Origin of the sequence: Proteiniborus ethanoligenes (genome assembly GCF_900107485.1) — a bacterium.
In the GTDB taxonomy this organism is placed as follows: domain Bacteria; phylum Bacillota; class Clostridia; order Tissierellales; family Proteiniboraceae; genus Proteiniborus; species Proteiniborus ethanoligenes.
On sequence record NZ_FNQE01000039.1, the window covers coordinates 1 to 22,820 of the forward strand.

27 protein-coding genes are annotated in these 22,820 nt (G+C 30.9%); 25 read left to right on the top strand and 2 right to left on the bottom strand.

From position 1 onward, the window contains the following. Window positions 1–379: 379 nt before the first annotated feature. The 19 genes from BLV37_RS13360 to BLV37_RS13450 all read left to right on the top strand — a co-directional run bounded on the left by BLV37_RS13360 (window position 380) and on the right by BLV37_RS13450 (window position 13,730). On the top strand, window positions 380–676 hold the full coding sequence (locus BLV37_RS13360) for a hypothetical protein (RefSeq protein ID WP_176967988.1): 297 nt from the start codon (window positions 380–382) through the stop codon (window positions 674–676). Window positions 677–692: 16 nt separating this feature from the next. Beyond that, window positions 693–1,556 (top strand): M50 family metallopeptidase, encoded by an 864-nt coding sequence (locus BLV37_RS13365; RefSeq protein ID WP_091732538.1) that lies wholly within the window; start codon window positions 693–695, stop codon window positions 1,554–1,556. Window positions 1,557–1,645: 89 nt separating this feature from the next. Next, entirely contained in the window at window positions 1,646–3,487 is a 1,842-nt protein-coding gene (locus BLV37_RS13370; RefSeq protein ID WP_091732541.1) for a TIGR03960 family B12-binding radical SAM protein, read from the top strand. Further along, the gene (locus BLV37_RS13375; protein ID WP_091732545.1) at window positions 3,487–4,185 is read left to right on the top strand and encodes a TIGR03936 family radical SAM-associated protein; all 699 of its coding nucleotides are present in this window, start codon (window positions 3,487–3,489) and stop codon (window positions 4,183–4,185) included. The genes BLV37_RS13370 and BLV37_RS13375 overlap by 1 nt, the downstream gene beginning before the upstream one ends. 92 nt (window positions 4,186–4,277) lie before the next feature. Beyond that, window positions 4,278–5,774 carry an Rne/Rng family ribonuclease gene (locus tag BLV37_RS13380; RefSeq protein ID WP_091732548.1) on the top strand — a complete coding sequence of 499 codons (1,497 nt, stop codon included), beginning with the start codon at window positions 4,278–4,280 and terminating at the stop codon, window positions 5,772–5,774. Window positions 5,775–5,936: 162 nt separating this feature from the next. Beyond that, window positions 5,937–6,248, top strand: a complete 312-nt coding sequence (gene rplU, locus BLV37_RS13385) for a 50S ribosomal protein L21 (RefSeq protein ID WP_091732552.1) — start codon at window positions 5,937–5,939, stop codon at window positions 6,246–6,248. 8 nt (window positions 6,249–6,256) lie between these two features. Continuing rightward, window positions 6,257–6,604, top strand: a complete 348-nt coding sequence (locus tag BLV37_RS13390; RefSeq protein WP_091732555.1) for a ribosomal-processing cysteine protease Prp — start codon at window positions 6,257–6,259, stop codon at window positions 6,602–6,604. Window positions 6,605–6,607: 3 nt separating this feature from the next. Beyond that, the gene (gene rpmA / locus BLV37_RS13395; RefSeq protein WP_091732558.1) at window positions 6,608–6,898 is read left to right on the top strand and encodes a 50S ribosomal protein L27; all 291 of its coding nucleotides are present in this window, start codon (window positions 6,608–6,610) and stop codon (window positions 6,896–6,898) included. 107 nt (window positions 6,899–7,005) lie between these two features. Continuing rightward, window positions 7,006–7,779, top strand: coding sequence for a Spo0B domain-containing protein (locus BLV37_RS13400; RefSeq protein ID WP_091732561.1), 774 nt, complete (start codon window positions 7,006–7,008; stop codon window positions 7,777–7,779). A 99-nt stretch (window positions 7,780–7,878) separates the two neighbouring features. After that, window positions 7,879–9,159, top strand: a complete 1,281-nt coding sequence (obgE, locus tag BLV37_RS13405) for a GTPase ObgE (RefSeq protein WP_091732563.1) — start codon at window positions 7,879–7,881, stop codon at window positions 9,157–9,159. 19 nt (window positions 9,160–9,178) lie between these two features. Next, complete coding sequence (locus BLV37_RS13410) at window positions 9,179–9,361, top strand: hypothetical protein (protein WP_091732606.1); 183 nt, start codon at window positions 9,179–9,181, stop codon at window positions 9,359–9,361. A 19-nt stretch (window positions 9,362–9,380) separates the two neighbouring features. Beyond that, a complete protein-coding gene (gene yhbY / locus BLV37_RS13415) occupies window positions 9,381–9,671 on the top strand; it encodes a ribosome assembly RNA-binding protein YhbY (RefSeq protein WP_091732566.1) in 291 nt (96 codons plus the stop codon). Between the two features lie 111 nt (window positions 9,672–9,782). Continuing rightward, window positions 9,783–9,971, top strand: coding sequence for a hypothetical protein (locus tag BLV37_RS13420; protein WP_091732568.1), 189 nt, complete (start codon window positions 9,783–9,785; stop codon window positions 9,969–9,971). Window positions 9,972–10,104: 133 nt separating this feature from the next. After that, complete coding sequence (gene nadD, locus BLV37_RS13425) at window positions 10,105–10,746, top strand: nicotinate-nucleotide adenylyltransferase (protein ID WP_091732573.1); 642 nt, start codon at window positions 10,105–10,107, stop codon at window positions 10,744–10,746. Window position 10,747: 1 nt separating this feature from the next. Then, window positions 10,748–11,329: a bis(5'-nucleosyl)-tetraphosphatase (symmetrical) YqeK gene (gene yqeK, locus BLV37_RS13430; protein ID WP_091732576.1), complete on the top strand. Its 582-nt coding sequence runs from the start codon at window positions 10,748–10,750 to the stop codon at window positions 11,327–11,329. Window positions 11,330–11,346: 17 nt separating this feature from the next. Next, window positions 11,347–12,297 (top strand): LCP family protein, encoded by a 951-nt coding sequence (locus BLV37_RS13435; RefSeq protein WP_091732578.1) that lies wholly within the window; start codon window positions 11,347–11,349, stop codon window positions 12,295–12,297. Between the two features lie 21 nt (window positions 12,298–12,318). After that, window positions 12,319–12,651 carry a ribosome silencing factor gene (gene rsfS / locus BLV37_RS13440; RefSeq protein ID WP_425287126.1) on the top strand — a complete coding sequence of 111 codons (333 nt, stop codon included), beginning with the start codon at window positions 12,319–12,321 and terminating at the stop codon, window positions 12,649–12,651. Window positions 12,652–12,682: 31 nt separating this feature from the next. Beyond that, on the top strand, window positions 12,683–13,324 hold the full coding sequence (locus tag BLV37_RS13445) for a helix-turn-helix transcriptional regulator (protein WP_091732584.1): 642 nt from the start codon (window positions 12,683–12,685) through the stop codon (window positions 13,322–13,324). Window positions 13,325–13,349: 25 nt separating this feature from the next. Next, window positions 13,350–13,730 (top strand): RidA family protein, encoded by a 381-nt coding sequence (locus tag BLV37_RS13450; protein ID WP_091732586.1) that lies wholly within the window; start codon window positions 13,350–13,352, stop codon window positions 13,728–13,730. 20 nt (window positions 13,731–13,750) lie between these two features. On the opposite strand, the gene BLV37_RS13455 is transcribed toward BLV37_RS13450, so the two are convergent. Then, window positions 13,751–15,034, bottom strand: a complete 1,284-nt coding sequence (locus BLV37_RS13455; protein WP_091732589.1) for a D-alanyl-D-alanine carboxypeptidase family protein — start codon at window positions 15,032–15,034, stop codon at window positions 13,751–13,753. Between the two features lie 182 nt (window positions 15,035–15,216). Between BLV37_RS13455 and BLV37_RS13460 the strand changes: the two genes are divergently transcribed. From BLV37_RS13460 to BLV37_RS13485, 6 genes are all read left to right on the top strand, one after another. Then, window positions 15,217–15,858, top strand: a complete 642-nt coding sequence (locus tag BLV37_RS13460) for a helix-hairpin-helix domain-containing protein (protein WP_091732591.1) — start codon at window positions 15,217–15,219, stop codon at window positions 15,856–15,858. A gap of 12 nt (window positions 15,859–15,870) precedes the next feature. Further along, window positions 15,871–16,911: a selenide, water dikinase SelD gene (gene selD, locus BLV37_RS13465; protein WP_091732594.1), complete on the top strand. Its 1,041-nt coding sequence runs from the start codon at window positions 15,871–15,873 to the stop codon at window positions 16,909–16,911. Between the two features lie 34 nt (window positions 16,912–16,945). Then, on the top strand, window positions 16,946–18,373 hold the full coding sequence (selA, locus tag BLV37_RS13470; protein WP_091732597.1) for an L-seryl-tRNA(Sec) selenium transferase: 1,428 nt from the start codon (window positions 16,946–16,948) through the stop codon (window positions 18,371–18,373). Continuing rightward, window positions 18,373–20,280, top strand: coding sequence for a selenocysteine-specific translation elongation factor (selB, locus tag BLV37_RS13475; protein ID WP_091732599.1), 1,908 nt, complete (start codon window positions 18,373–18,375; stop codon window positions 20,278–20,280). Before selA ends, selB begins: the two co-directional genes overlap by 1 nt. Window positions 20,281–20,384: 104 nt before the next feature. Beyond that, entirely contained in the window at window positions 20,385–21,077 is a 693-nt protein-coding gene (locus BLV37_RS13480) for a response regulator transcription factor (protein WP_091732601.1), read from the top strand. A gap of 49 nt (window positions 21,078–21,126) precedes the next feature. Next, entirely contained in the window at window positions 21,127–22,500 is a 1,374-nt protein-coding gene (locus tag BLV37_RS13485) for a sensor histidine kinase (RefSeq protein WP_244270549.1), read from the top strand. A gap of 82 nt (window positions 22,501–22,582) precedes the next feature. Here the strand turns inward: BLV37_RS13485 and BLV37_RS13490 are convergent. Further along, window positions 22,583–22,820, bottom strand: a 238-nt coding sequence (locus tag BLV37_RS13490; protein ID WP_143031482.1) for an IS3 family transposase, incomplete at its 5' end; no start/stop codon positions are given.

Sequence of the window (22,820 nt, forward strand, 5' to 3'; positions counted from 1 at the left end):
GATCTTAAAAGAGCATGAAGACAATAACCAGTAGGTCCAACTTTAGACGAATGATATTTTGGGAAACTAGACAAATCAATGATATCGAAGATTTTTTCATAAAATTTTGTTTTGCTATTAGATGTAAATAAATCAATGTTATTAAAGATTAATTGACGTTCAAACAAGGGCTTCGCCTCCTTAATATAATATTTGGTGGTACTTATATTATTTGACATAAAGAGGCGAAAACCCTTTTTGAAAATAGAAATATTTTTGAGTGATAAGAAAAAATCACTGTATAGAACACAGTGATTTCAAGCGTTGCAAGTTATGACAAACGCTAATATTAAATCGAAGGAAGGTGATTAAAATAAATATAAAAGCTAAATTTAATAATATGATAAATAGGTTAAGAAGAAAGCAAACCTATCATTACAGTGGCAATAGCAGCACAGTCTTTTATAGAAAACAGATTAATAGAATACTGATTTGCATTATTATTGTCTTAATTGTATTGGTCATAAAAAGGATAAATGTGAAACTTACTAATAATGTTATAAGGATAGTAGATAACTCCATTAACTATTCATACGACATACATGAAGATACTAGAAAAGTAATTGATTTTGTAAAAAACATAGTAAAAATACCAGATAAAGTTGTTCAAACATTTAGTACAGAAGCAGGCCAGTAATGGGAAGGTTTATTAAATGAATATAAAAATAAAAAACATTAATATAATAATAAATGTATTTATGTTGGTTATATTCATTTTATATTTTTTTTATGGATATATTGTCGAGGTTATTATTATGTTTATAACCGTATTTATACATGAACTTTCTCACAATGCTGTAGCTAAGCTATATGGCCTAGAGATAAATGAAGTAGAACTATTTCCTTTTGGCGGAGTAGCAAGACATAATAATCTTAGAATGATGTCACCTAAAGAGGAAATGGTAATATGTATAATTGGTCCATTATGTAATCTTATTATAATGCTATTTTTTACTCTACTTAAAAACCTTTATTTGAATAGCTATATAATTAATTATATAATAAAAGTCAACAAGCTAATGTTCTTATTAAATATTGCACCTGTTTTCCCCTTGGATGGAGGGAAGGTTGCTAGAAGTCTATTATCATTATTTATTGGCTACAAATCTGCTACAAATAAACTTGTATATAGTACATATTTTATATGTACATTTATTATCCTCTATGATATATTAAATGGGATAATAAAACTAGAAATTACTTATTTAAGCATAGTAGCAGTGTTTACTATAGTTGCTGCCAAGAAGGAAAGGGAAATGGCAGCTTTTGTTTTCATTAGTGGAATAATGAGAAAAAAAGATGAATTTAAAAAAACAAAGATATCAAAAGTACATTTTCTAGTTTGCTTGACAAGTGTTAACATAAAAGAGGCAATAGAATATATTTTGCCAAGCAGATATCATATATTCATTTTAATAAATAATAACGGAGAGACTATAGGTACTATTACTGAAATTCAATTGATAGATGGTATATATAGATATGGATATGATATTACATTAGAAAAATTACTTTAAAAGAGCAAAAATGATAGAATAATAAATGTCTATTTATTATACAACAAATAGGTAGAGATTTATTTACTAAAAGAAAAAGGATGGTACAGATGAAAAACAATCAACAATTAGAAAATATATTAGTTAAAGTGGAGAAGCCTGCTAGGTATATAGGGAATGAATTAAATATAATAAAGAAAAATGTAACTGAAGAAACAGTTAGATTTGCTTTTGCTTTTCCTGATGTTTATGAAGTGGGTATGTCTCATTTAGGGCTACATATTATGTATAATCTTTTGAATAACAAGGAAGATATATATTGTGAAAGAGTATTTGCCCCTTGGCTAGATATGGAAGAAGAAATGAGAAAGAACAACATCCTATTATATGGGTTAGAAACAAAAGATCCTATAAAAAACTTTGATTTTGTTGGTTTTACGCTTCAATATGAAATGAGCTATACAAATATTATTAACATGGTTGATTTAGCGGGTATACCTATTATGTCAGCTGATAGAGGTAAAGAGCATCCATTTGTTATTGCAGGTGGTCCTTGTGCATACAATCCAGAGCCTTTAGTAGGTATTATAGACTTTTTTGTAATAGGAGAAGGAGAAGAAGTTACACTGGAAATTATCCAATTATATAAAAAATGGAGACAAAGTGGTGGAGATAGAAAAGACTACTTAGAGATGATAAGTAATATTGAAGGGATATATGTCCCAGATTTTTACAATGCAGATTACAATGAAGATGGAACAATAAAAGCTTTTTTTCCAATTGATGATAAATATCCATCAAAAATAAAAAAGAGAATAATAAAAAATCTAGATGAAGGTTTTTTCCCAGACAAGATTATAGTTCCTTTTATTGAAACAGTTCATGATAGAGTAATGCTAGAAATATTCAGAGGCTGTACAAGGGGTTGTAGGTTTTGTCAGGCAGGTATGATTTATAGACCTGTAAGAGAACGAAGCGTTGATGTATTAGTTGAGTATGCTAAAAAACTAATAGAGTCTACAGGCCATGAGGAAATATCCTTATCTTCCTTGAGCACAAGCGATTATTCTAAAATATACAAGCTAGTAGAGATATTGATAAAAGAATACAAAGATAAAAAAATAGGACTATCTCTACCTTCCCTACGCTTAGATTCATTTCCACTAGAAGTCATAGAAGAGATTCAAAAGGTAAGAAAAACAGGATTAACCTTTGCACCGGAAGCTGGAACCCAAAGGCTTAGAGATGTAATAAATAAAGGCATTACAGAAGAAGATTTATTTAAATCCACAGAAGAAGCATTTAACTCTGGATGGTCAACAGTAAAGCTTTATTTTATGCTAGGACTGCCCACTGAGACCCTTGATGATGTTTTAGGAATAAAGAATTTAGCCTATGATGTAAAGGATATTTTCTTTCAGAGACCTAAAGAATTAAGAAAAGGGAATTTAAAAATAACTGTTAGTACAGCTTGCTTTGTTCCAAAGCCATTTACACCCTTCCAATGGTATCCTCAAGATAGCATTGAAGCATTTAATGAGAAAATAGTTTTACTTAAGAAAAATATCAAAGATAATAAAATAACTTATAATCATCATGATTCAAGATTAAGCTATTTAGAGGCTGTTTTAGCCAGAGGAGATAGAAGATTATCTAAGGTGCTAGTAAAAGCTTGGGAGAAAGGCTGCAAATTTGATGGTTGGGGAGATAAATTTGATTTTGAAAAATGGATGGTTGCCTTTGAAGAAGCAGGCATAGATCCTGATTTTTATGCTACAAGAGAGAGAAGCTATGATGAGATTTTGCCTTGGGATTTTATTGATATAGGAGTGACTAAAAAATATTTTATTAATGAAAATGAAAAAGCAAAAAAAGGCATTCTTACTCAAGATTGCAGAAATGGCTGCACAGGCTGTGGTATTAATACTAGTTTTACAGGTGGTGTTTGCTAATGATGATAAGAGCTAGATTTACGAAAACAGATAATATTAAATATATTTCACATCTTGATTTGATGAGGCTTTTTCAAAGGGCTTTTAGAAGGGCTAATATTCCAATAAAATATAGTGAAGGCTTCAATCCTCATCCACGCTTTAGCCTTGCTACAGCATTAGCTCTAGGAGTATCCAGTGATGGAGAGTATATGGATGTGGAGCTAGATGAAAAAATAGACATAGAAAATTTTGTTCAAGGATTAAATAATGTATTACCTGAAGGTGTAAAAATACTAAAAGCAGTATATATAGATGAAAAGAGCTCCATTGTATCATCAATAAGATGGTCAAGTTATATTATAGGATTTACTCTTATTGAAGCAATGAATTCAGAAAGGATTAGTCAAGAAATAAATAAGCTTCTAGATAGAGAAGAAATTATCTTGACTAAAGAAAAAAAGAAAGGAAAAAATATCACAGTAAAGCATCACAATGTTAAGGATAGAATAAAAGAATTATTTCTTCTATCTAATGAAGATGATATAATTGTAATTAAGACAACTTTAATGACAGGTAGTCAAGGAAATTTAAAGCCAGATGAGGTTGTAGAGTTACTCCAGCAGTATACTGATATAAGGATAGTAAAGGATAGTTTAAAGATACACAGACTTGAATTATTTACAGAAAATGAAGGTGCTATGTCATTGCCTATATAAAATTAAGTTATATGAAGAGAAGCTCAAATTATATATAATAATTTTTAAGACCTTATTTAATTTGCTTAGGATATAAGCTTAGGAGAGATTTTATGAATCAAATAATAATAGATGTAGGAATACAAGAAAATAGAGTGGCAGTTATAGAAAATAATGAGCTTGTAGAAATATATATAGAGAAGGATGACAATAAGAGAATTGTTGGTAACATTTACAAAGGTAGAGTTGTAAATGTTCTTCCTGGCATGCAGGCAGCATTTGTAGATATAGGTTTGGAAAAAAATGCGTTTCTTTATGTTAAAGATGCAATACCTAAAGAAATGCTATCAAATAAAAAATTAAACCTTAAGGATATTTCAATTAAGGATGTAATTAAGTCGGGTCAAGATATTATTGTTCAAGTAATCAAAGAACCCTTTGGTAGCAAGGGGGCTAGAGTTACTACTCATATAACTATACCAGGAAGGCATATTGTACTGATGCCTTACACCGATTATATAGGAATATCAAGACGTATTAGCAACGAAACCGAAAGAAATAGACTTAAAGAAATTGCAGAAAGCATAAAGCCTGAAAATATGGGCTTAATATTGAGAACTGCTGTGGAAGGTCTTGGAATTGAGGACTTTAAGGATGATATTAAGTTTTTATTAAAGGTATTGAATAAAATAGATAGTGAAAGAAATCTAGGCTTTGCACCTAGGGTTATGTATAAGGACCTAGACCTAGTACACAGAACAGTAAGAGATTTATTTACAAATAATGTAGAGAAATTAGTAATTAATAATAGAGATGAATATAAGAGCATAGTAGAGTTAGTTGAAATGATTTCACCTCAATTAAAGTCAAGAGTAGAATATTTTGACTTAAGCTATGATATTTTTGGACATTTTGGCATTAGTCAAGACATGAATAAAGCCTTAGATAGAAAAGTTTGGCTAAAAAGTGGAGGATATGTAATAATTGATGAAACAGAAGCCTTGACTTCAATAGATGTAAATACAGGGAAATATGTAGGAACTATTAATCTAGAGGATACAGTGCTTAAGACTAATATTGAAGCTGCTAAGGAAATAGCCAAGCAAGTTAGACTTAGAAATATTGGCGGTATAATAATTATAGACTTTATTGACATGAACAATGAAGAACATGAAAAAGAGGTACTTGAAATTTTAAAAAATGAACTAAAAAAAGATAGAACAAAATCTACTGTCTTAGGTATTACTCAGCTAGGATTAGTAGAAATGACTAGGAAAAAAGTACGAAGTAGATTAACTTCACATTTATTAAAGGAATGCCCATATTGTGATGGAACGGGTAGAGTATATTCAGAAGGCTTTGTTATAGGTTTAATAGAAAAAGAAATAAAAAGATTAAAATTACATACCAGTGCTGAAGCTGTGATTTTAGAAGTAAACCCGCATATTGCAAAATATTTGTATGATAATAACAATTATATTATTAGACGAATAGAGGGTGAATATGGCATCAATATGTTTATTAGAGAGAGTGATTCCATACATCATAATGAAATAAAAGTGAAAAACATTGGAAAAGTTGATTTTATTAAAGGAATATTAGATAAATAAATAATTGCATGAATATATAGGGAAGAGTAAAAAAGCATATATATTTTGTTGACTTTTTGCTTATCATCTGATAAACTTTTATTTTGTAAGTAGCCGCTCAATGCAGGTTTTAAAACTTCGGTACCTAGCGTTGGCGAGACTGGTTAGGGGAGGTGTAGCGTAATGTATGCAGTAATTGAAACAGGTGGAAAGCAATATAGAGTTCAAGAAGGAGATACTATCTTTGTTGAGAAAGTTGCTGGAAACGAAGGTGAAGCTTTAAGCTTTGATAAAGTACTTTTAATTTCTAATGATGAAGACATTAAAGTAGGTAAGCCATACGTAGACGGAGTTTCTGTAAACGGAACTATTCTTGAGCATGGCAAAGCAAAAAAAATTGTAGTGTTTAAATTCAAAAGAAAAAAAGACTACAGAAAGAAACAAGGTCATCGTCAGCCATATACAAAAGTTAAGATAGAAAAAATAAATGGATAGTGTTTAAAATGACTAAAATAACTATACTTAGAAACAGTAATGACAGTATAGTAGAATATGAAATAAAGGGACATACTGATTATGATGTATTTGGTAAAGATATATTATGTGCATCTATATCAATATTGAGCCAAACAGCCCTTATTTCACTAAATGAAGTATGTGGTATAAAGAGAAGCAATATTTCATATTCAATAGATGACAAAAAAGGATATTTAAAGGTATCCTTACCACATGGATTGCCCAAAGCTCAAAGAGAAAAGGCGGATGTGGTGTTGGAAACTATGTTAGTAGGATTAAGAGGGTTGGCAGATATTTATCCCGATTATATAACTCTCAAATATGGGGAGGTGTAAGATATGTTAAGAATAAATTTACAGCTGTTTGCATCTAAAAAAGGAGTAGGTAGCTCTAAAAACGGTCGTGATAGTGAATCAAAAAGACTAGGTGTTAAGAGAGCAGACGGACAATTTGTACCAGCTGGCAATATATTAGTTAGACAAAGAGGAACAAAAATACATCCAGGATTAAATGTTGGCAAAGGTGGAGATGATACTCTATTTGCTAAAATTGACGGTGTTGTTAAATTTGAAAGAAAAGGCAAAGACAAAAAACAAGTAAGTGTTTATCCTAAAGAAGAACTAGCATAAGCCTAAGGATAATTATAAAACCTACCAATAAAGGTAGGTTTTTTGTTTAGCACAGGGGAAGTTATGGTAAAAAAGCAAACATAGATTCAAACAGGGGGTATAGTATCATGTTTTTTGAAATTATTAATGAGACTGTCCAGATATTCTTATTATTAATGTGTGTATTATCTTTAATCCTGAAAAAAATTCAAATCAATATGTTTTTTGTTATACCATTAATACTATTGATTATACTAAAATTGCTATCGGTGCTTTTTAGAACTAAGAATAATATTAAAACCTACAATGAAATTGAAAAAATAAAGGGAAGCCTTATTAAAGATTCTAAATACTTATTGCGGGAGCAGAGACATGATTTTATGAATATATACCAGGTTGTATATGGATATTTGCAATTAAATGACAGTAAAAAAGCTTTAGAGCATATTAAAAAGTCTATAGTTACTTCATCTGGTATTGGGAAATGCTATTATTTAACTATTTTTTCTATATCTATTCTATTAGATAAAAAAATAAGAGAAGCCACAAATAAGGGATTGGAGATTGTTATTGAGGTGGATAGCTATGTAGATAGTGAGTTAAGGGGAATCGAAAACGAAAAGCTGATTTTAGACAGCATATCTAAGATTCTAGATGCTTTTATAAGCTGTACAAATAAAAACTACGAGGAATCAAAGCTGTTAATAGATATATATGAGCATGAGGAAAAAATAGAATTTGTATTTAATGGTCATATTGATATAGAGCTATTAGAGGAAAAATACGGCTATTTTGAAAACATAACTAAAGCTGATGATGGATTTGAAGTAGTTTTTCACCTTAATAATACGAAAGATTTGATAACAGAGGATAGTATTTATTCTTATGTAATGAATATATAATAATTATTAATATTAACTTTTAATGGAATACTAATAGATAGTTGACACTATTATGATAATTGGTATAATAAAATTATTAAAAATAGAAGGATGAATGAGATGTTTATAGACGTGGCAAAGATATTTGTAAAAGGAGGCAATGGCGGTCATGGCGCAGTAGCCTTTAGAAGAGAAAAATATGAGCCTGCAGGTGGGCCAGCAGGTGGTGATGGTGGAGATGGCGGTAGTGTAATACTTGAAGTAGATAGAAATATTAGAACTCTCATGGACTTCAGATACAGTAGACACCATAAAGCACCAAATGGAGAAGATGGGAAATCAAAAATGCAATATGGCAAAAAAGGACAGGATCTCATTCTAAAAGTTCCTCAGGGAACTATTATAAGGGATGCTGAAACTAATGCAATTATTGCCGACTTAACTGAAGATGGGACTACATATGTAATAGCAAAAGGTGGTCGTGGAGGTAAGGGGAATATGAAATTTACAACCTCTACAAGACAAGCACCTAGATTTGCTGAAGGTGGTTCAAAAGGAGAGGAAAGATGGATAGTCCTAGAGCTTAAGCTGTTAGCTGATGTTGGTCTAGTAGGATTCCCTAACGTAGGCAAGTCTACTCTGTTATCAGTTATGACTGATGCAAAACCAAAGATTGCGGACTATCATTTTACTACATTGACTCCTAATTTAGGGGTTGTTGAAATAGAAGGTGGCAAAAGCTTTGTAATAGCAGATATCCCTGGACTTATTGAGGGAGCACATACGGGGATAGGACTTGGACATGATTTTCTTAGACACATTGAAAGGACTAGAGTTATAGTGCATTTAGTAGATGTATCTGGTCAAGAAGGAAGAGATCCAGTAGAAGATTTTATAAAAATTAACCAAGAGCTTGAAAAATATGATGCTAGATTAGCAAGTAGACCTCAGATTGTAGTAGGGAACAAGATGGATATATTAGGAGAAGGCGATGGCTTTGATAGGCTTGAAAAAGAGGTTAGCAAGCTAGGATATGAACTATATCCTATATCCGCAGCTACTAGGCAGGGGATAAAGGAGCTTAAATACGGCATTTGGAATAAGCTTCAAGAAGCAGGTGAAATAGAGCCAACCATTGAGATTGTAGAAGAAAATAAAACTTATGAATTAAAAGAGAAGAAAGATGATATTATTGTTAGAAAAGAAAATGAACAATATTTTGTAGAAGGAGATTTTGTTGAAAAGCTTCTTAATTCTACTAATTTTGATGACTTAGACTCAATAAGGTATTTTCAAAGAATGATTAAGAAGAGGGGAGTTGTAGATAAACTTAAAGAATTAGGTATTAAAAATGAAGAAATAGTAAATATTTGTGGTTATGAATTTGAATTTTTTGATTAATGGAGGTCAAGTTAGGGAGATGGACTGCATAAATTGTGGAAATTGTAAAGAAAACCAACCAACTTATTACTGTATAGCTAAAGGGGATTTTGTAATTAACAGTAAATATGAGCCTATTGAAAAATCTAGAAGTGGATGGAAAAAAGGAATGCAAAATTATGAAGTTCATAGACGTAAATCAAGAAAAGAAGTAGAAGTTTAATGTTAAAGGAGTGTAATTATTGATTAGTGGAAAACAGAGAAGCTATTTAAAGGCATTAGCAAATACAATAGATCCAATTTTTCAAATAGGCAAAAATGGAATAACTGAAAGCTTTCTTAAGCAAGTAGATGAGGCACTTGAGGCAAGAGAGATAGTAAAAATCAATGTACTTAACAACAGTTCCTTAGCTGCAAAGGAAGCTGCAGATCAAGTCGTTGATAGTCTAAATGCTGAATTCGTTCAAAGCATAGGGAATAAATTTGTCATTTACAGAGAATCAAAAGAAAATAAAAAAATAGAGTTACCATAGGAAATATATAAGAACTTATGATGAAATGAAAAAATATGGGGAAAATATAAGGAGATTGGGAAACCAATCTCTTTTATGCTTTATAAAATTCATATAAGGAGATAATCAAAGATGGGCAATAGCAAAATTCAAATTCAACAACTTTATGATCAGGGATATAAATGTATAAAATATGAAGAAGACACCCATGGTAAGCTAATAATATATTTGAAAAATTTTGAAATTGAAAAAACACATACCTTATATTATGATAGTAGAGAAGATATAGAAGAAATTAAAGACTATATTAATTTAAATTAAAAAAACAGATACCTTATCATTTGGATAAATTTAGTTTGTTAATGTAGATTTTAGTTTAAGTTGTAAATAAAATATTATATAATAAAGATTGAGTATGTATTTTATCTTATAAATAAGACTGAGAGGTCATTCTATGAGTAATCAGATAAAGAAATATGGCATTATGGGTGGAACCTTTGACCCGATTCATGCAGGACATTTAGTCATTGCAGAAGAAATTAGATACAAATTTAACTTGGACAAGGTTATATTTATTCCTGCTGGTAATCCTCCTCATAAGGATTCTAGAAAAGTGACATCTTCAAACCATAGATATCAAATGGCTTTATTAGCTACAATTTCAAATCCTTATTTTGATATTTCTTCAATAGAATTAGAAAGAGAAGGAATCACATATACAATAGACACTATTATGGAATTAAAGAAATGTTGTGGGGATGGAGCTGAATTTTATTTTATTACAGGGGCAGATTCATTGCTGCAATTATCTACTTGGAAGGATGTGGATAAATTATTGAGTATATGCAAATTTGTTGCTGCTACAAGGCCGGGATTTCAAATGTCAAAAATTGAAACAAAAGTTAAGGAATTAGAGTCTAAATATAATAGAAGCATATATACAGTTACTGTTCCTGCGTTACAGATATCCTCAACTGACATAAGAAATAGAATCAAGAATGGAATGACAGTAAAATATTTACTTCCAGAGTCAGTAGAAGCATATATAATCAAGCATAAACTATATCAAGATAATGTAGAAAAGGACTGTATATAGAATGGATAACCATTTAGATATAATAAAAAATTCAAAAGACATATTAATAAATAGTATTGGATTAGAAAGATATCTTCATTCAGTAGGAGTGATGGAAGAAGCAAGAAAGCTATCATTAAAATATAATAGCGATATAGAAAAGGCTACTATTGCTGGATTGTTACATGATTGTGGGAAATATGCGGATAAATCAGAATTGTTGAAAAAGGCCTATGATTTTGGTATAATTCAAAAAGGTCAAGTAAATATAATCCCTGAGTTAATACATGGTGCTTTAGGTGCTGAGATAGCTATGAAGGAGCATAAGATAGATGATAGAGATATAATAGACGCAATAAAATATCACACTACAGGCAAGCCTAACATGAGCTTACTTCAAAAAATAATATACATAGCAGATTATATAGAACCAAGTAGAGATTTTTTTGGAGTAGACGAGATTAGAAAATTAGCTTATGATGATTTAAATAAGGCATTGCTTAAAGCTATGGACAATACAATAAAGCATGTTATAGATAGGGGATATTATATTCATCCTGACACAATAGCTGCAAGAAATTATCTAATAAATGAAACTAACTAGTTTGGAGTGGTATATTAATGACAAGATTTTTTAAAACCTTTATAACAGCATTTGTAATATTTTCTTTATTTTTTGGAGGTATAATAGTATTCGTAATGAGAAGCGAAAATGGAAAGGACACTTTGGCTTCTACTATTACAGATTTATTTAAGGGTGATAATGATAAAAAAGAGATAACTTTTTTATTATTAGGCATAGATTCTAAGGATTTAAATAAAAACAAAAATCAAAGAACAGATACTATAATGCTTTGCAAATATGATGATACTACTGGAAAAGTTTCAATATTGTCTTTACCTAGGGACACTATGGCAATTATAAGAGGCAGACAAAACAAAGAAAAAATTAATCATGCCCATGCTTATGGTGGACCAGATTTATCAATAAAAGCTGTAAAGGACTTACTAGGTGTAGATGTTGAATATTTTGTTAGAGTAGATTATAAAATTGTAGAAGAAGTAGTAGATTTAATTGGAGGAGTCGAAGTAGATGTTCCTATGGATATGAAATATAGCGATCCCGTAGCTGATCCTCCGCTTCATATTGATATTAAAAAAGGAAAACAAACTTTAAACGGGAAAAAATCATTAGAATTTCTAAGATATAGGAAAGGATATAAGGATCAAGATTTAGGCAGAATTAAGGCTCAGCAGCAGTTTATGAATAGTGCAATAAAACAAGCCTTAAATCCAATAAATATAATTAAACTTCCTAAATTCATTGATACCTATTTTAAAAATGTAGATACAAATATACCATTAGATGTAATTGCCAAATTTGCACTTAAAGCAAAAAATGTTGATACTGACAACATAGAAATGGCTACATTACCAGGCGAACCAAAGCTAATAAATGGGATTTGGTATTTTGTTCATAATCCAGAAGAATCTCAGGAAATGGTGAACAATATGTTTTTAGATCATAATGTGGTTATGAAGAATGAAGAAAAGGCTAGGACAAATAATTAATATTAATCAGGAGGTAGTATATTGGATATTCAATTATCAACAATAGTAAAATCTGCAGAGGACAAAAAAGCTTTTGATATTAAAATATTGAAAATATCTGAGCTAACTAGTATAGCAGATTATTTTGTAATTGCAAGTGGAAATTCTCAAAGACAAGCAATGGCCATATCAGATGCAATTGAGGAAAAGATGCATTTAAATGGTTTCGAACTAAGGCATAAAGAAGGGTATAATACAGGTAACTGGATATTACTAGACTATGGTGACATTATAGTACATGTATTTTATAAAGAGGATAGAGATTTTTATAATCTAGAAAGATTATGGGCTGACGCAAAAAACGTCCATATATAAATATACAGTATGGAAAGAAGGAATATAAAATATGACTATTGAAATAGATTTTTTACATGACAACTTAATTTCTTTAGCAAATGGGTTAGGCAAACTATTAGGTCAGGCCTGTGAAATCGTTGTGGCTAAATCTAATAAAAGTATAATCTATATTGAAAATAGTCATGTAACATCTCGTAAGATAGGAGATAAAATTAATCAGTTTGAGCTAGAGGCATTAAATAAATTTGCAAATAATGAGAAATACAAGGTATTCACCTATACAAATAGAGAAGGAAGAAACATAAAAGCATTAATTTTTCTTGTAGAGGACAAGAATGATTCTGAAGACAGGATTGTGGTTATTAGCTTTGATATTTCAGATTTTTTATTAGCTAAAAGAGTCTTTGACGATTTTTGCTTAGTTGGTGAAAGTATAAATAATTATAATCAAGCTGATTATGAGAATATAAATCATGTAATGAACAATATATTATCAGGAGTGTTATATAATATTGGCAAACCTATATCTTACCTTAATAAGGAAGATAAAGTTGAAATAGTACGCATATTAAATGAAAAGGGAATTTTCTTAATCAAGGGTTCCATTGAATATGTGGCAGAAAAGCTTTGTGTTTCTAGGTACACGATATATAATTATCTAGAGGAAATAAGGTTGCATAAAATTGATTAATATTTAACTTGAGGAGGTTGTAGATATGGAAAAAAAGTCAATATTTACTGAAAAAGCACCAAATGCTATAGGGCCATATTCGCAGGCTATGGTAGCAGGAAATATGGTTTTCACTTCTGGACAGCTAGGAATAAATCCTGAAACTGGTAACTTAGTAGAGGGAAATATACAAGATGAAGCTAGACAATCACTTGAAAATCTTAAAGCAGTGTTGGAAGCAGCAGGTGCTACTCTTAATGACGTAGTTAAGACTACAGTATTTATAAAAGACATGAATCAGTTTGGATTAATAAATCAAGTATATAGCGAATTTTTTAATGAACATAAACCTGGCAGATCTTGTGTGGAAGTAGCAAGACTACCTAAGGATGGAAATGTGGAGATTGAGGCTATAGCAATAATATAAAAGGTGACCTATGGTCACCTTTAGAATTTACTATATAAGTAGGATTGTCTCCTTCTCTTTTTTATCTTTCTTCTCTTTAATTCTATATATGTTCTCCAAACTATAAATAAAAAGATTAGCCAAAACCACCATTTTTTAAGAATACTGCTACCTTCAATATTAACTACTTCAAAGGCAGCTTTTTGATTTACTTCCATTGCAGAAACTATATTACATGTGCCGATAATCTTATTGTCAAGCGTAAGTTCAATTCTTCCAATTACTTGTCCCTTGTTGACAGGGGCAGAAATTTTTTGAGGAAGAATAATATTTTTTTTCACTTGGGCTTCTTTTCCTTTAGGAATTAGATTAAACAAATCACTACCTACTATCCCAGTAACAAATGGTTTATCTCCATTTTCTACATCGATATTATCTATAAATTCATTTTTAAACGCAACCTTAACATTTGAAAAGTTATCAAAACCATAATTTAAAAGCTTATGAGTATCTATGTATACGTTATTTCCATTTGCTTTTAATACTACACTTATTAGGTTTTGTCCGTTACGATGAGCAGAAGCCACTAGACAACTTTGAGCTTGTACTGTATACCCAGTTTTTATACCATTAGCCCCTTCGTATTTAATAGGTACACTATTTCCATTAACATTAATTTTTTCTGTACTATATAATAGCTTGTTTGAAGACCTTAAATATCTAAAATCTGTTTTTTTGTTAGTAGGCTCTATGGTATAGAGATAATTAGATACGATATCTCTAAAAAGCTCATTTTGCATTGCGTATTTAGCAATCATAGCTAAATCGTATGCAGTTGTAGTATGGTTGTCATCTGGAAGACCATTTGCATTTGTAAAATTAGTGTTTTTTGCTCCCATTTCTTTAGCACGACTATTCATAAGTTTTGCGAACTCTTCTGTAGAGCCTGAAATATCCTTACCGATTACTGTAGCAGCATCATTAGCAGATTCAATAAGTGTTGCATAGATTAAATCCTTCATGGTTAAAACTTCATCTGGCTCAAGAGCTATATGGCTTCCATTGATCTCATAAGGTGTAGCCTTATCTACAACAATCTTTTTTTCAAGACTTCCTTTTTCAATGGCGATTATTCCAGTTAAAATCTTTGTAGTGCTAGCAGGAAACATAGATTGATTGGCATTTTTTTCAAAAAGTATCATACCAGTATCTGCATCTATTAGAATTGCAGCTTCAGCAGATATATCAGGCTCATAACTAGAAGCTAATGTTTCTGCGTTAAATATAAAGAATATTAATAGGAAAAATAATATAATTTTTTTCAATATACCACCTCCGCTTATGTTTACTAATATAGTATATCAAAATTCTCCATTATTTTTAAGACAATGACAAAATTTTTATGAAAATAAATTATTTATGAAAAGTTTTTACAAATTATATGAAGGAAATACATGTATTGTATAGAATAATACGGTAAGAATATCAATGTACTGGGGTGATTATCGTGCTTAACTTTACAAAAAGAGAACGAATAGTTATACTAGTATTTGTTATTATCCTTGCTTCTTTCTTAATATATCCTATGTATGCAAATAGGGGTATGAAGCTTGAGGAGAGAGATAAAGGTTATTTGGATTTAGATAGTTTAAAAAATGTAACAGCAGACTCATTAAAAGACGAGGTAGATACTGAAGAGGATATATCCCAAACCATTATAGTGCATATTGATGGAGAAGTTATAAGACCAGGAGTAGTTGAATTAAATGAGGGAGCTAGAGTCATAGATGTAATTAATATAGCTGGAGGATTAACACAATATGCAGATGAAAAAATGATAAATCTAGCTAAAAAGGTATACGATGAGGAAAAGATTTACATACCTAAAATAGGAGAAGAAATATCTCAAATTGAAATAACTTCTTTTAGTCAGAGTAATAATACAAGCACTACTCAGACCAAAATCAATATTAATACAGCAACAAAAGAAGAACTTCAAAAGCTTTCAGGTATAGGTCCTGTTATCGCAGAAAGAATAATTGAGTATAGAAGTACCAATAAATTTTCAAATATTGATGATATAAAGAAAGTATCTGGAATTGGGGATAAGAAATTTGATTCTATTAAAGACTATATTACTGTTAAATAAGAGGTGATAGCTATGACCCAAAAGGAAAAAAGACTTACTGAAATGTCAAAAAGCTCAGGTTGAGCAGCTAAAATTGGTCCTGATACCTTGGCACAGGTTCTGTGTCAATTACCAAAAACATATGATGAAAATTTAATTGTAGGTATAGAAACCTCTGATGATGCAGCAGTTTATAAAATAAATGAAGATACTGCGATTATCCAAACCGTAGATTTTTTCACACCTGTTGTAGATGATCCTTATACCTTTGGGCAAATTGCAGCAACTAATTCTTTAAGCGATGTATATGCAATGGGTGGAGAACCTAAACTGGCAATGAATATTATTTGTTTTCCCACATGCTTACCTCCACAGATAATGGCTGACATATTAAAAGGAGGATATGATAAGGTTAATGAGGCAAAAGCTATCCTTATAGGAGGTCATACAGTAGAGGATGATGAGCCTAAATATGGTCTTAGCGTTAGTGGATTTATTCATCCTGATAAGGTCCTTACAAATTGTAATGCAAAAGTAGGAGATAAATTAATTTTGACTAAGCCCATAGGAATAGGAATTATCAACACTGCTATTAAAGCTCAAATGGTAGATGAAGAAACATATAACAAGGCTGTAAAAATAATGACAACATTAAACAAGTATGCTAAGGATGCTATGCTAAAAGCTGATGCAAATAGCTGTACAGATATTACTGGGTTTGGGCTTTTAGGCCATGCTTTAGAAATGGCAGAAGGCAGTAATGTAACAATTAAGCTATACTCTGAAAAAATACCAGTTTTATCTCAAGCATTAGAATATGCAAAAATGGGGCTAGTGCCTGGTGGTGCATACTCAAATATGAGCTTTATTGGAGATAAGGTTTCTTTTGATAATAGAATAACTCAAGAAATGAAGGACATATTATATGATCCTCAAACTTCAGGAGGGCTTTTAATCTCTGTAGATGCCAATAAAGTAGAGTTGTTAATGAAGGAACTTGAAGGCAATGCTACGCAGTATGGAATAGTTGGAGAAGTATTAGAGAAACAGCAAAAATATATTATAGTAGAATAATCTATTATAAATAAAGAGATAGGAAGGATAGTCTATGAACAACACTATGAATTTATATAGCAGGCTGCCCAAAGTTGATCAAATATTAGAAGATAAAAGAATTGAAAATCTTTATAATATAGCTCCTAGGGAAATTATTGCAGATTCAACAAGAGCTGTAATTGCTGAACTAAGAGACTCTATATCAAATAAACAAATAGCATTAGAGGAGCTAGATAGACAGATATATTTCATAACTGATACAATAGAAAAAAAGGTTAGAAAAGCTATAGAGCCAAAGCTTAAAAAAGTAATTAACTGTACAGGAGTTGTTATTCACACTAATCTAGGCAGATCTTTAATTAGCAAAGAAATAATGGAGCATATGACAGAAATATCTTCTAGCTATAATAATCTAGAATTTGATCTTGAGACTGGGGTTAGAGGATCGAGATATAGTCATCTAGAAGATATTATTAAGAAGATAACAGGAGCTGAAGCGGCTTTAGTTGTAAACAACAATGCAGCGGCAGTTGTATTGGCTTTAAGCAGTTTAGCTAAAAGTAAGGAAGTTATAGTTTCTAGGGGAGAGCTAGTAGAGATAGGAGGCTCTTTTAGAATTCCAGAAGTTATGGAGCAAAGTGGTGCAAAGCTAGTTGATGTAGGGACCACAAACAAAACACATTTAAAAGATTATGAGAGTTCTATAAATGAAAATACAGCAGCTTTTCTTAAGGTTCACACCAGCAATTATAGGATCCTAGGTTTCACTGCAAGTGTATCCTTAGAAGAGTTGGTTAATTTAGGGGAGCAATACCATATACCTGTTATTGAGGATTTAGGAAGTGGAGTTTTAGTAGATTTAAGGAAATACGGTCTTCAATACGAGCCAACAGTTCAAGACTCTGTAAATGCAGGAGTAGATGTTATAACCTTTAGTGGAGATAAGCTTTTAGGAGGGCCTCAAGCAGGTATCATCATTGGTAAAAAGAAATATATAGATGTTATGAAAAGACATCCTTTAAATAGAGCATTAAGAATAGATAAATTCACTATTGCAGCCCTAGAGTCTACTTTGAGGTTATATATAGAAGAAGATATTGCAATTAATAAAATACCAACTTTAAAGATGCTTACAGCAACACAGGAGGAGCTTAATAAAAAAGCCGAGAAGTTATTATCTAAAATTAATCAAGAAAAATCAAAGGAATTAACTACAGAAATTGTTGACGATTACTCTCAGGTAGGTGGAGGCTCCATGCCTCTTGAGCAACTACCTACTAAGTGTATTATGATATATTCAGATAAAATAAGTGTTTCTTCTTTAGAGAAAGGATTAAGAAGCTTTAGCACTCCTATTGTTACTCGTATCTTTAAGGATAGATTATATATTGACTTAAGAACAGTTGATGAAAAAGAATTTGATACTGTAGCAGAAGGAATAAAATTTGCTTCAAGCAATAACTTGAAGGAGTGTTACTAATGAAAAATGTTATTATAGGTACAGCTGGACATATAGATCATGGCAAAACAACATTAATAAAAGCAATAACGGGAAGAGAAACTGATAGATTAAAAGAGGAAAAAGAAAGAGGAATATCAATAGAATTGGGATTTACATATTTTGATCTCCCAAGTGGAAGAAGAGCTGGAATTATAGATGTACCAGGACATGAAAAATTTATTAAAAACATGCTATCTGGTGTAATGGGTATAGATGTTGTTGTTTTGGCTATAGCTGCTGATGAGGGTATAATGCCTCAAACAAAAGAGCATTTAGATATATTAAATCTTCTAGGTATAGAAAAGGGACTTATTGCATTGACTAAATCAGATTTAGTAGATGAAGAATGGCTAGCCTTAGTAGAAGAAGATATTCGTGAAAGAATAAAAGGTACATTTTTAGAAGAAAGTCCAATAATTCCAGTTTCATCAACAACAAAAATGGGGATACAAGAGGTTATAGAAACTATTGATGAGCTTACTGAAGAAGTTAAGGAGAGAGATATTACAGGGACATCTATATTACCTGTAGATAGGGTTTTTTCTATGCAAGGCTTTGGTTCAATAGTAACTGGGACTCTTACCTCAGGAAAATTTGAAATTGGGGAAGAGATACAAGTTTTCCCAGGAAATAAGACTGGAAGAATAAGATCTATTCAAGTACATGGTAGCGACAGCAACACAGCCTATGCAGGACAAAGAGTTGCCATAAATATTGCTGGTCTTAAAAAAACTGAGATAGAAAGAGGAAATGTTATAGCACCCATAGGCTCAATGGAGCCTACAATGATGGTTGATGTTAAATTGAAATTGCTGAAAGATTCTCAAAGGATTATTGACAATAGAACAAGACTTAGACTTTATATAGGCTCTAGTGAAGTCCTCTGTAGAGTAGTGTTTTTAGATAGAGAACAGATGACACCAGGGGAAAGCTGTTATGCTCAGCTCAGACTAGAAGAAGAAATAGTTGCAAAGCGCGGAGATAGATTTATAATAAGATTTTATTCTCCAATGATGACTATAGGGGGAGGAGAAATATTAGAACCAAATCCACCTAAAAGAAAGAGATTTGATGAAGAGGTAATAAAAGAGCTAGAAATCAAGGAAACAGGTGATATTGCCGATATTATAGAAAAGATAATCAAGGATAAGAGCAAGCACTTTCCGAATGTAAAAGACATATCTGTTTTAACTGTTATGACTGAAGAAAGAATATTAAAGACTATAGATGAACTTAGCAAAGATCATAAGGTACTAACTTTTAGTTTGCTTAAAGATTTGTACATAATTCATAAAGATTATGGTGACTATTTATCCGAAAAAATTACTGAAGAGTTAAAAAAATTCCATGAGAAAAATCCTTTGAAATCTGGTATGCCTAAGGAAGAAATAAGAAGCAAGTACTTAGGTTTAGCTAAACAAAAACTAGGAGATAGCTTTATTAACATGCTTATAAAAGATGATATAATAAAGCCTATTAATGAAAACTTAGCCTTAAAAGACTTTGAAGTTAAATTTAATATAGCTCAAAATGAGATTAAAGAAAAAATAGAAAAAATCTTTCTTGACAGTAGATTTACAGCCTTAAAAAGAGAAGAAATTTATGATTATCTAAAATACGAAAAGAAAGCTATAGACCAGGTTTTTGGTGCCCTAATTGATATGGGTATATTGATAAGGTTTAAGGAAGAAAATATTGTACATAAAGAGTCATATGCTGAAGCAATTACAAAGACAAAGGACTTTATTAGGACTAATGGCTCTATTTCAGTAGCACAGCTAAGAGATTTGCTTAATACAAATAGAAAGTTTGCTATTGCTTTTATAGAGTATCTCGATGATATAAAGATTACTAAACGTGTTGGAGACACAAGAGTATTATCATAGATTAACTTATTTCTTTAAAAAAGAGGATTAATTAAATCAATATAGAATTTAGTTTAGTATAGTAATAAGTGTTTTGTTATTAAAACAGGGGTTGAGGTGATACAATGGACACCAAGATTTTAATCGTAGACGATGAAGCTTTGTTGGTAAAGGGGTTAAAATATAGCTTAGAGCAAGACGGATATGATATTGACGTTGCATATGATGGATTAGAGGCATATGATAGATTTAAAAAAGAGAATTATGATTTGATATTGTTAGACCTAATGCTTCCGGGAATAGATGGGCTTGAAGTCTGTCAAAAAATTAGAGAGAAATCACAGGTTCCTATAATAATGCTGACTGCGAAGGGCGAAGATATTAATAAAATTCTTGGACTTGAATATGGTGCCGACGACTATATGACTAAGCCCTTTAACATACTAGAATTAAAGGCTAGAATTAAAGCAATATTGAGAAGAGTTAATCAAAGAGAAACTAGAATAGGTGAGCAAATAATTCAATTAGATAATTTTACTATCAACACCTTGGGTAGAAAAGTTACTGTTAGAGGTCAAGATATTAACCTAACTGCTAAAGAATTTGATCTCCTTCTATTATTAGCATCAAACCCAGGAAAAGTATTTACACGGGAAGAACTTCTAGAAATCATATGGGGATATGAGTACTTTGGAGATTTGAGAACAGTAGACGTTCACATAAGAAGATTAAGAGAAAAAATCGAGAAGAATTCCAACCAAGCAGAATATATTCTGACCAAATGGGGAGTTGGTTATTATTTTAGGACAAAGGCTTAAAAAACAGAACAAATTTATTAGTATAAGGTGGAAACTCGTTTCCACCTATTTGTTATTAGTAGTCATTTCTCTCATAATTATTAATACCTTTATAAGCAGGATAATATTAAACATATATATAGAGGAAAGAAAAAGCAATATACTTATTAGAGCTAATATTCTTTCAAATGATATTAAAAGCTTTACAATTCACAATCAAATAGTAGAGCATACCGCGTATATGGAGTCAATAATCCTTAATCATAGCAAAAAAATCAACGCTAGAATCATTGTAGTAGATAAAAAAGGTTTAGTTATAGGTGATTCTAATAAAGAATATTTAAATAAGACCTTTAAGCATGTTGAAATTCAAAATGCCTTAGAGGGCATTACATCATCCAATGTCTATAATTTTGAAGACTATGGGCATGTTCTGTACATTTCTGTACCATTAATATTGCAAAACAACATAGTTGGGGCTACTCTTATATCTATCTCCATAAATGACATTTACTCTACAGTAGGTAATATTAATAAAAGTCTAATATTAATTTCCACGGCATGTATATTGATAATAGCTATAATAAGCTTTGTTTTTTTAGATTTTGTTTTTAAGCCTTTAGAAAGGTTTACAAAAGCAATAATTGGAATGTCTAAAGGGGATTTAAAACAGAAGATTGAGATAAATACAAATGATGAATTTAAAAAGATGGCAGATGCATTTAATGCAATAATAATGAAGCTTGATCAAGTCGATAGGCAGAGAGAAGAATTTGTAGCCAATGTTTCTCATGAATTGCGTACTCCTATAAGCTCTATGAAGCTATTATCAGAATCTCTTCTTCATCAGGACGAAGAAGATATAGAAGTTTATAAAGAATTTATGTCAGATATATCTTCGGAATCCGATCGATTAAACAATATTATTGTTGAGCTTTTATCTCTAGTTGATTTAGACAAAGAAAAGCTTCACCTAAGCTATAAGATAACTTATATTAACTTTCTGTTAGAAAAGATAGTGAATAGAATGCAGCCATTATCAGAACAAAAAAATATTCAGCTAATACTTAATCTAAAAGAAAAAATACAGATAAAAGTAGATGCTGAAAAAATACAGCAGGCTATTATAAATATTATAGATAATGCAATTAAATACACACAAGAATATGGAGAAGTTATAGTTAGTTTATATTCTAAAGGAAGATGGGCAGTTATTGAAGTACAGGATAATGGCATAGGAATACCAGAAGAGAGCATTGGATATATATTCGATAGATTTTATAGGGTTGATAAAGCAAGAACAAGAAAAACTGGTGGAACAGGCTTAGGGCTTTCAATTGCACATCAGATAATAACATTACACCAAGGAGTAATTGATATCCAAAGCAAAGTAGGAGAAGGAAGTATTTTTTATATAAAAATACCACAGGATATTGAATTATGAACATGCCCCTGTCAAGTAGACAGTGGTAAAAATAAAAATCTTTCTACGCCAATCGTTGAACAATGGTTGGCGTAGACTCATTCTATGCAACTTTATTCTGCAAGTAATTTCTGTACTCTATTGGTGTCATACACTTTAATCGCCTTTGATACCTATGATTATTGTAATACTCTATATAATCAACAATAGCAGTTTCTAATTCGGAGTATGAATTGAATCTTCTAAGGTAATACATTTCAGATTTTAACATGCCCCAGAATGCTTCCATAGGTCCATTATCAATGCATCTTGACACTCTGGACATGCTTTGTATCATACCT

Coding starts and splice junctions, on each gene's coding strand:
- BLV37_RS13375 (WP_091732545.1), top strand. CDS start 3,487: ATGATGATAAGAGCTAGATTTACGAAAACAGATAATATTAAATATATT.
- rpmA (WP_091732558.1), top strand. CDS start 6,608: ATGTTAAGAATAAATTTACAGCTGTTTGCATCTAAAAAAGGAGTAGGT.
- yqeK (WP_091732576.1), top strand. CDS start 10,748: ATGGATAACCATTTAGATATAATAAAAAATTCAAAAGACATATTAATA.
- BLV37_RS13450 (WP_091732586.1), top strand. CDS start 13,350: ATGGAAAAAAAGTCAATATTTACTGAAAAAGCACCAAATGCTATAGGG.
- BLV37_RS13380 (WP_091732548.1), top strand. CDS start 4,278: ATGAATCAAATAATAATAGATGTAGGAATACAAGAAAATAGAGTGGCA.
- BLV37_RS13390 (WP_091732555.1), top strand. CDS start 6,257: ATGACTAAAATAACTATACTTAGAAACAGTAATGACAGTATAGTAGAA.
- BLV37_RS13480 (WP_091732601.1), top strand. CDS start 20,385: ATGGACACCAAGATTTTAATCGTAGACGATGAAGCTTTGTTGGTAAAG.
- BLV37_RS13410 (WP_091732606.1), top strand. CDS start 9,179: ATGGACTGCATAAATTGTGGAAATTGTAAAGAAAACCAACCAACTTAT.
- BLV37_RS13370 (WP_091732541.1), top strand. CDS start 1,646: ATGAAAAACAATCAACAATTAGAAAATATATTAGTTAAAGTGGAGAAG.
- BLV37_RS13445 (WP_091732584.1), top strand. CDS start 12,683: ATGACTATTGAAATAGATTTTTTACATGACAACTTAATTTCTTTAGCA.
- selA (WP_091732597.1), top strand. CDS start 16,946: ATGAACAACACTATGAATTTATATAGCAGGCTGCCCAAAGTTGATCAA.
- BLV37_RS13435 (WP_091732578.1), top strand. CDS start 11,347: ATGACAAGATTTTTTAAAACCTTTATAACAGCATTTGTAATATTTTCT.
- BLV37_RS13420 (WP_091732568.1), top strand. CDS start 9,783: ATGGGCAATAGCAAAATTCAAATTCAACAACTTTATGATCAGGGATAT.
- selB (WP_091732599.1), top strand. CDS start 18,373: ATGAAAAATGTTATTATAGGTACAGCTGGACATATAGATCATGGCAAA.
- BLV37_RS13365 (WP_091732538.1), top strand. CDS start 693: ATGAATATAAAAATAAAAAACATTAATATAATAATAAATGTATTTATG.
- BLV37_RS13360 (WP_176967988.1), top strand. CDS start 380: ATGATAAATAGGTTAAGAAGAAAGCAAACCTATCATTACAGTGGCAAT.
- BLV37_RS13400 (WP_091732561.1), top strand. CDS start 7,006: ATGTTTTTTGAAATTATTAATGAGACTGTCCAGATATTCTTATTATTA.
- nadD (WP_091732573.1), top strand. CDS start 10,105: ATGAGTAATCAGATAAAGAAATATGGCATTATGGGTGGAACCTTTGAC.
- rplU (WP_091732552.1), top strand. CDS start 5,937: ATGTATGCAGTAATTGAAACAGGTGGAAAGCAATATAGAGTTCAAGAA.
- obgE (WP_091732563.1), top strand. CDS start 7,879: ATGTTTATAGACGTGGCAAAGATATTTGTAAAAGGAGGCAATGGCGGT.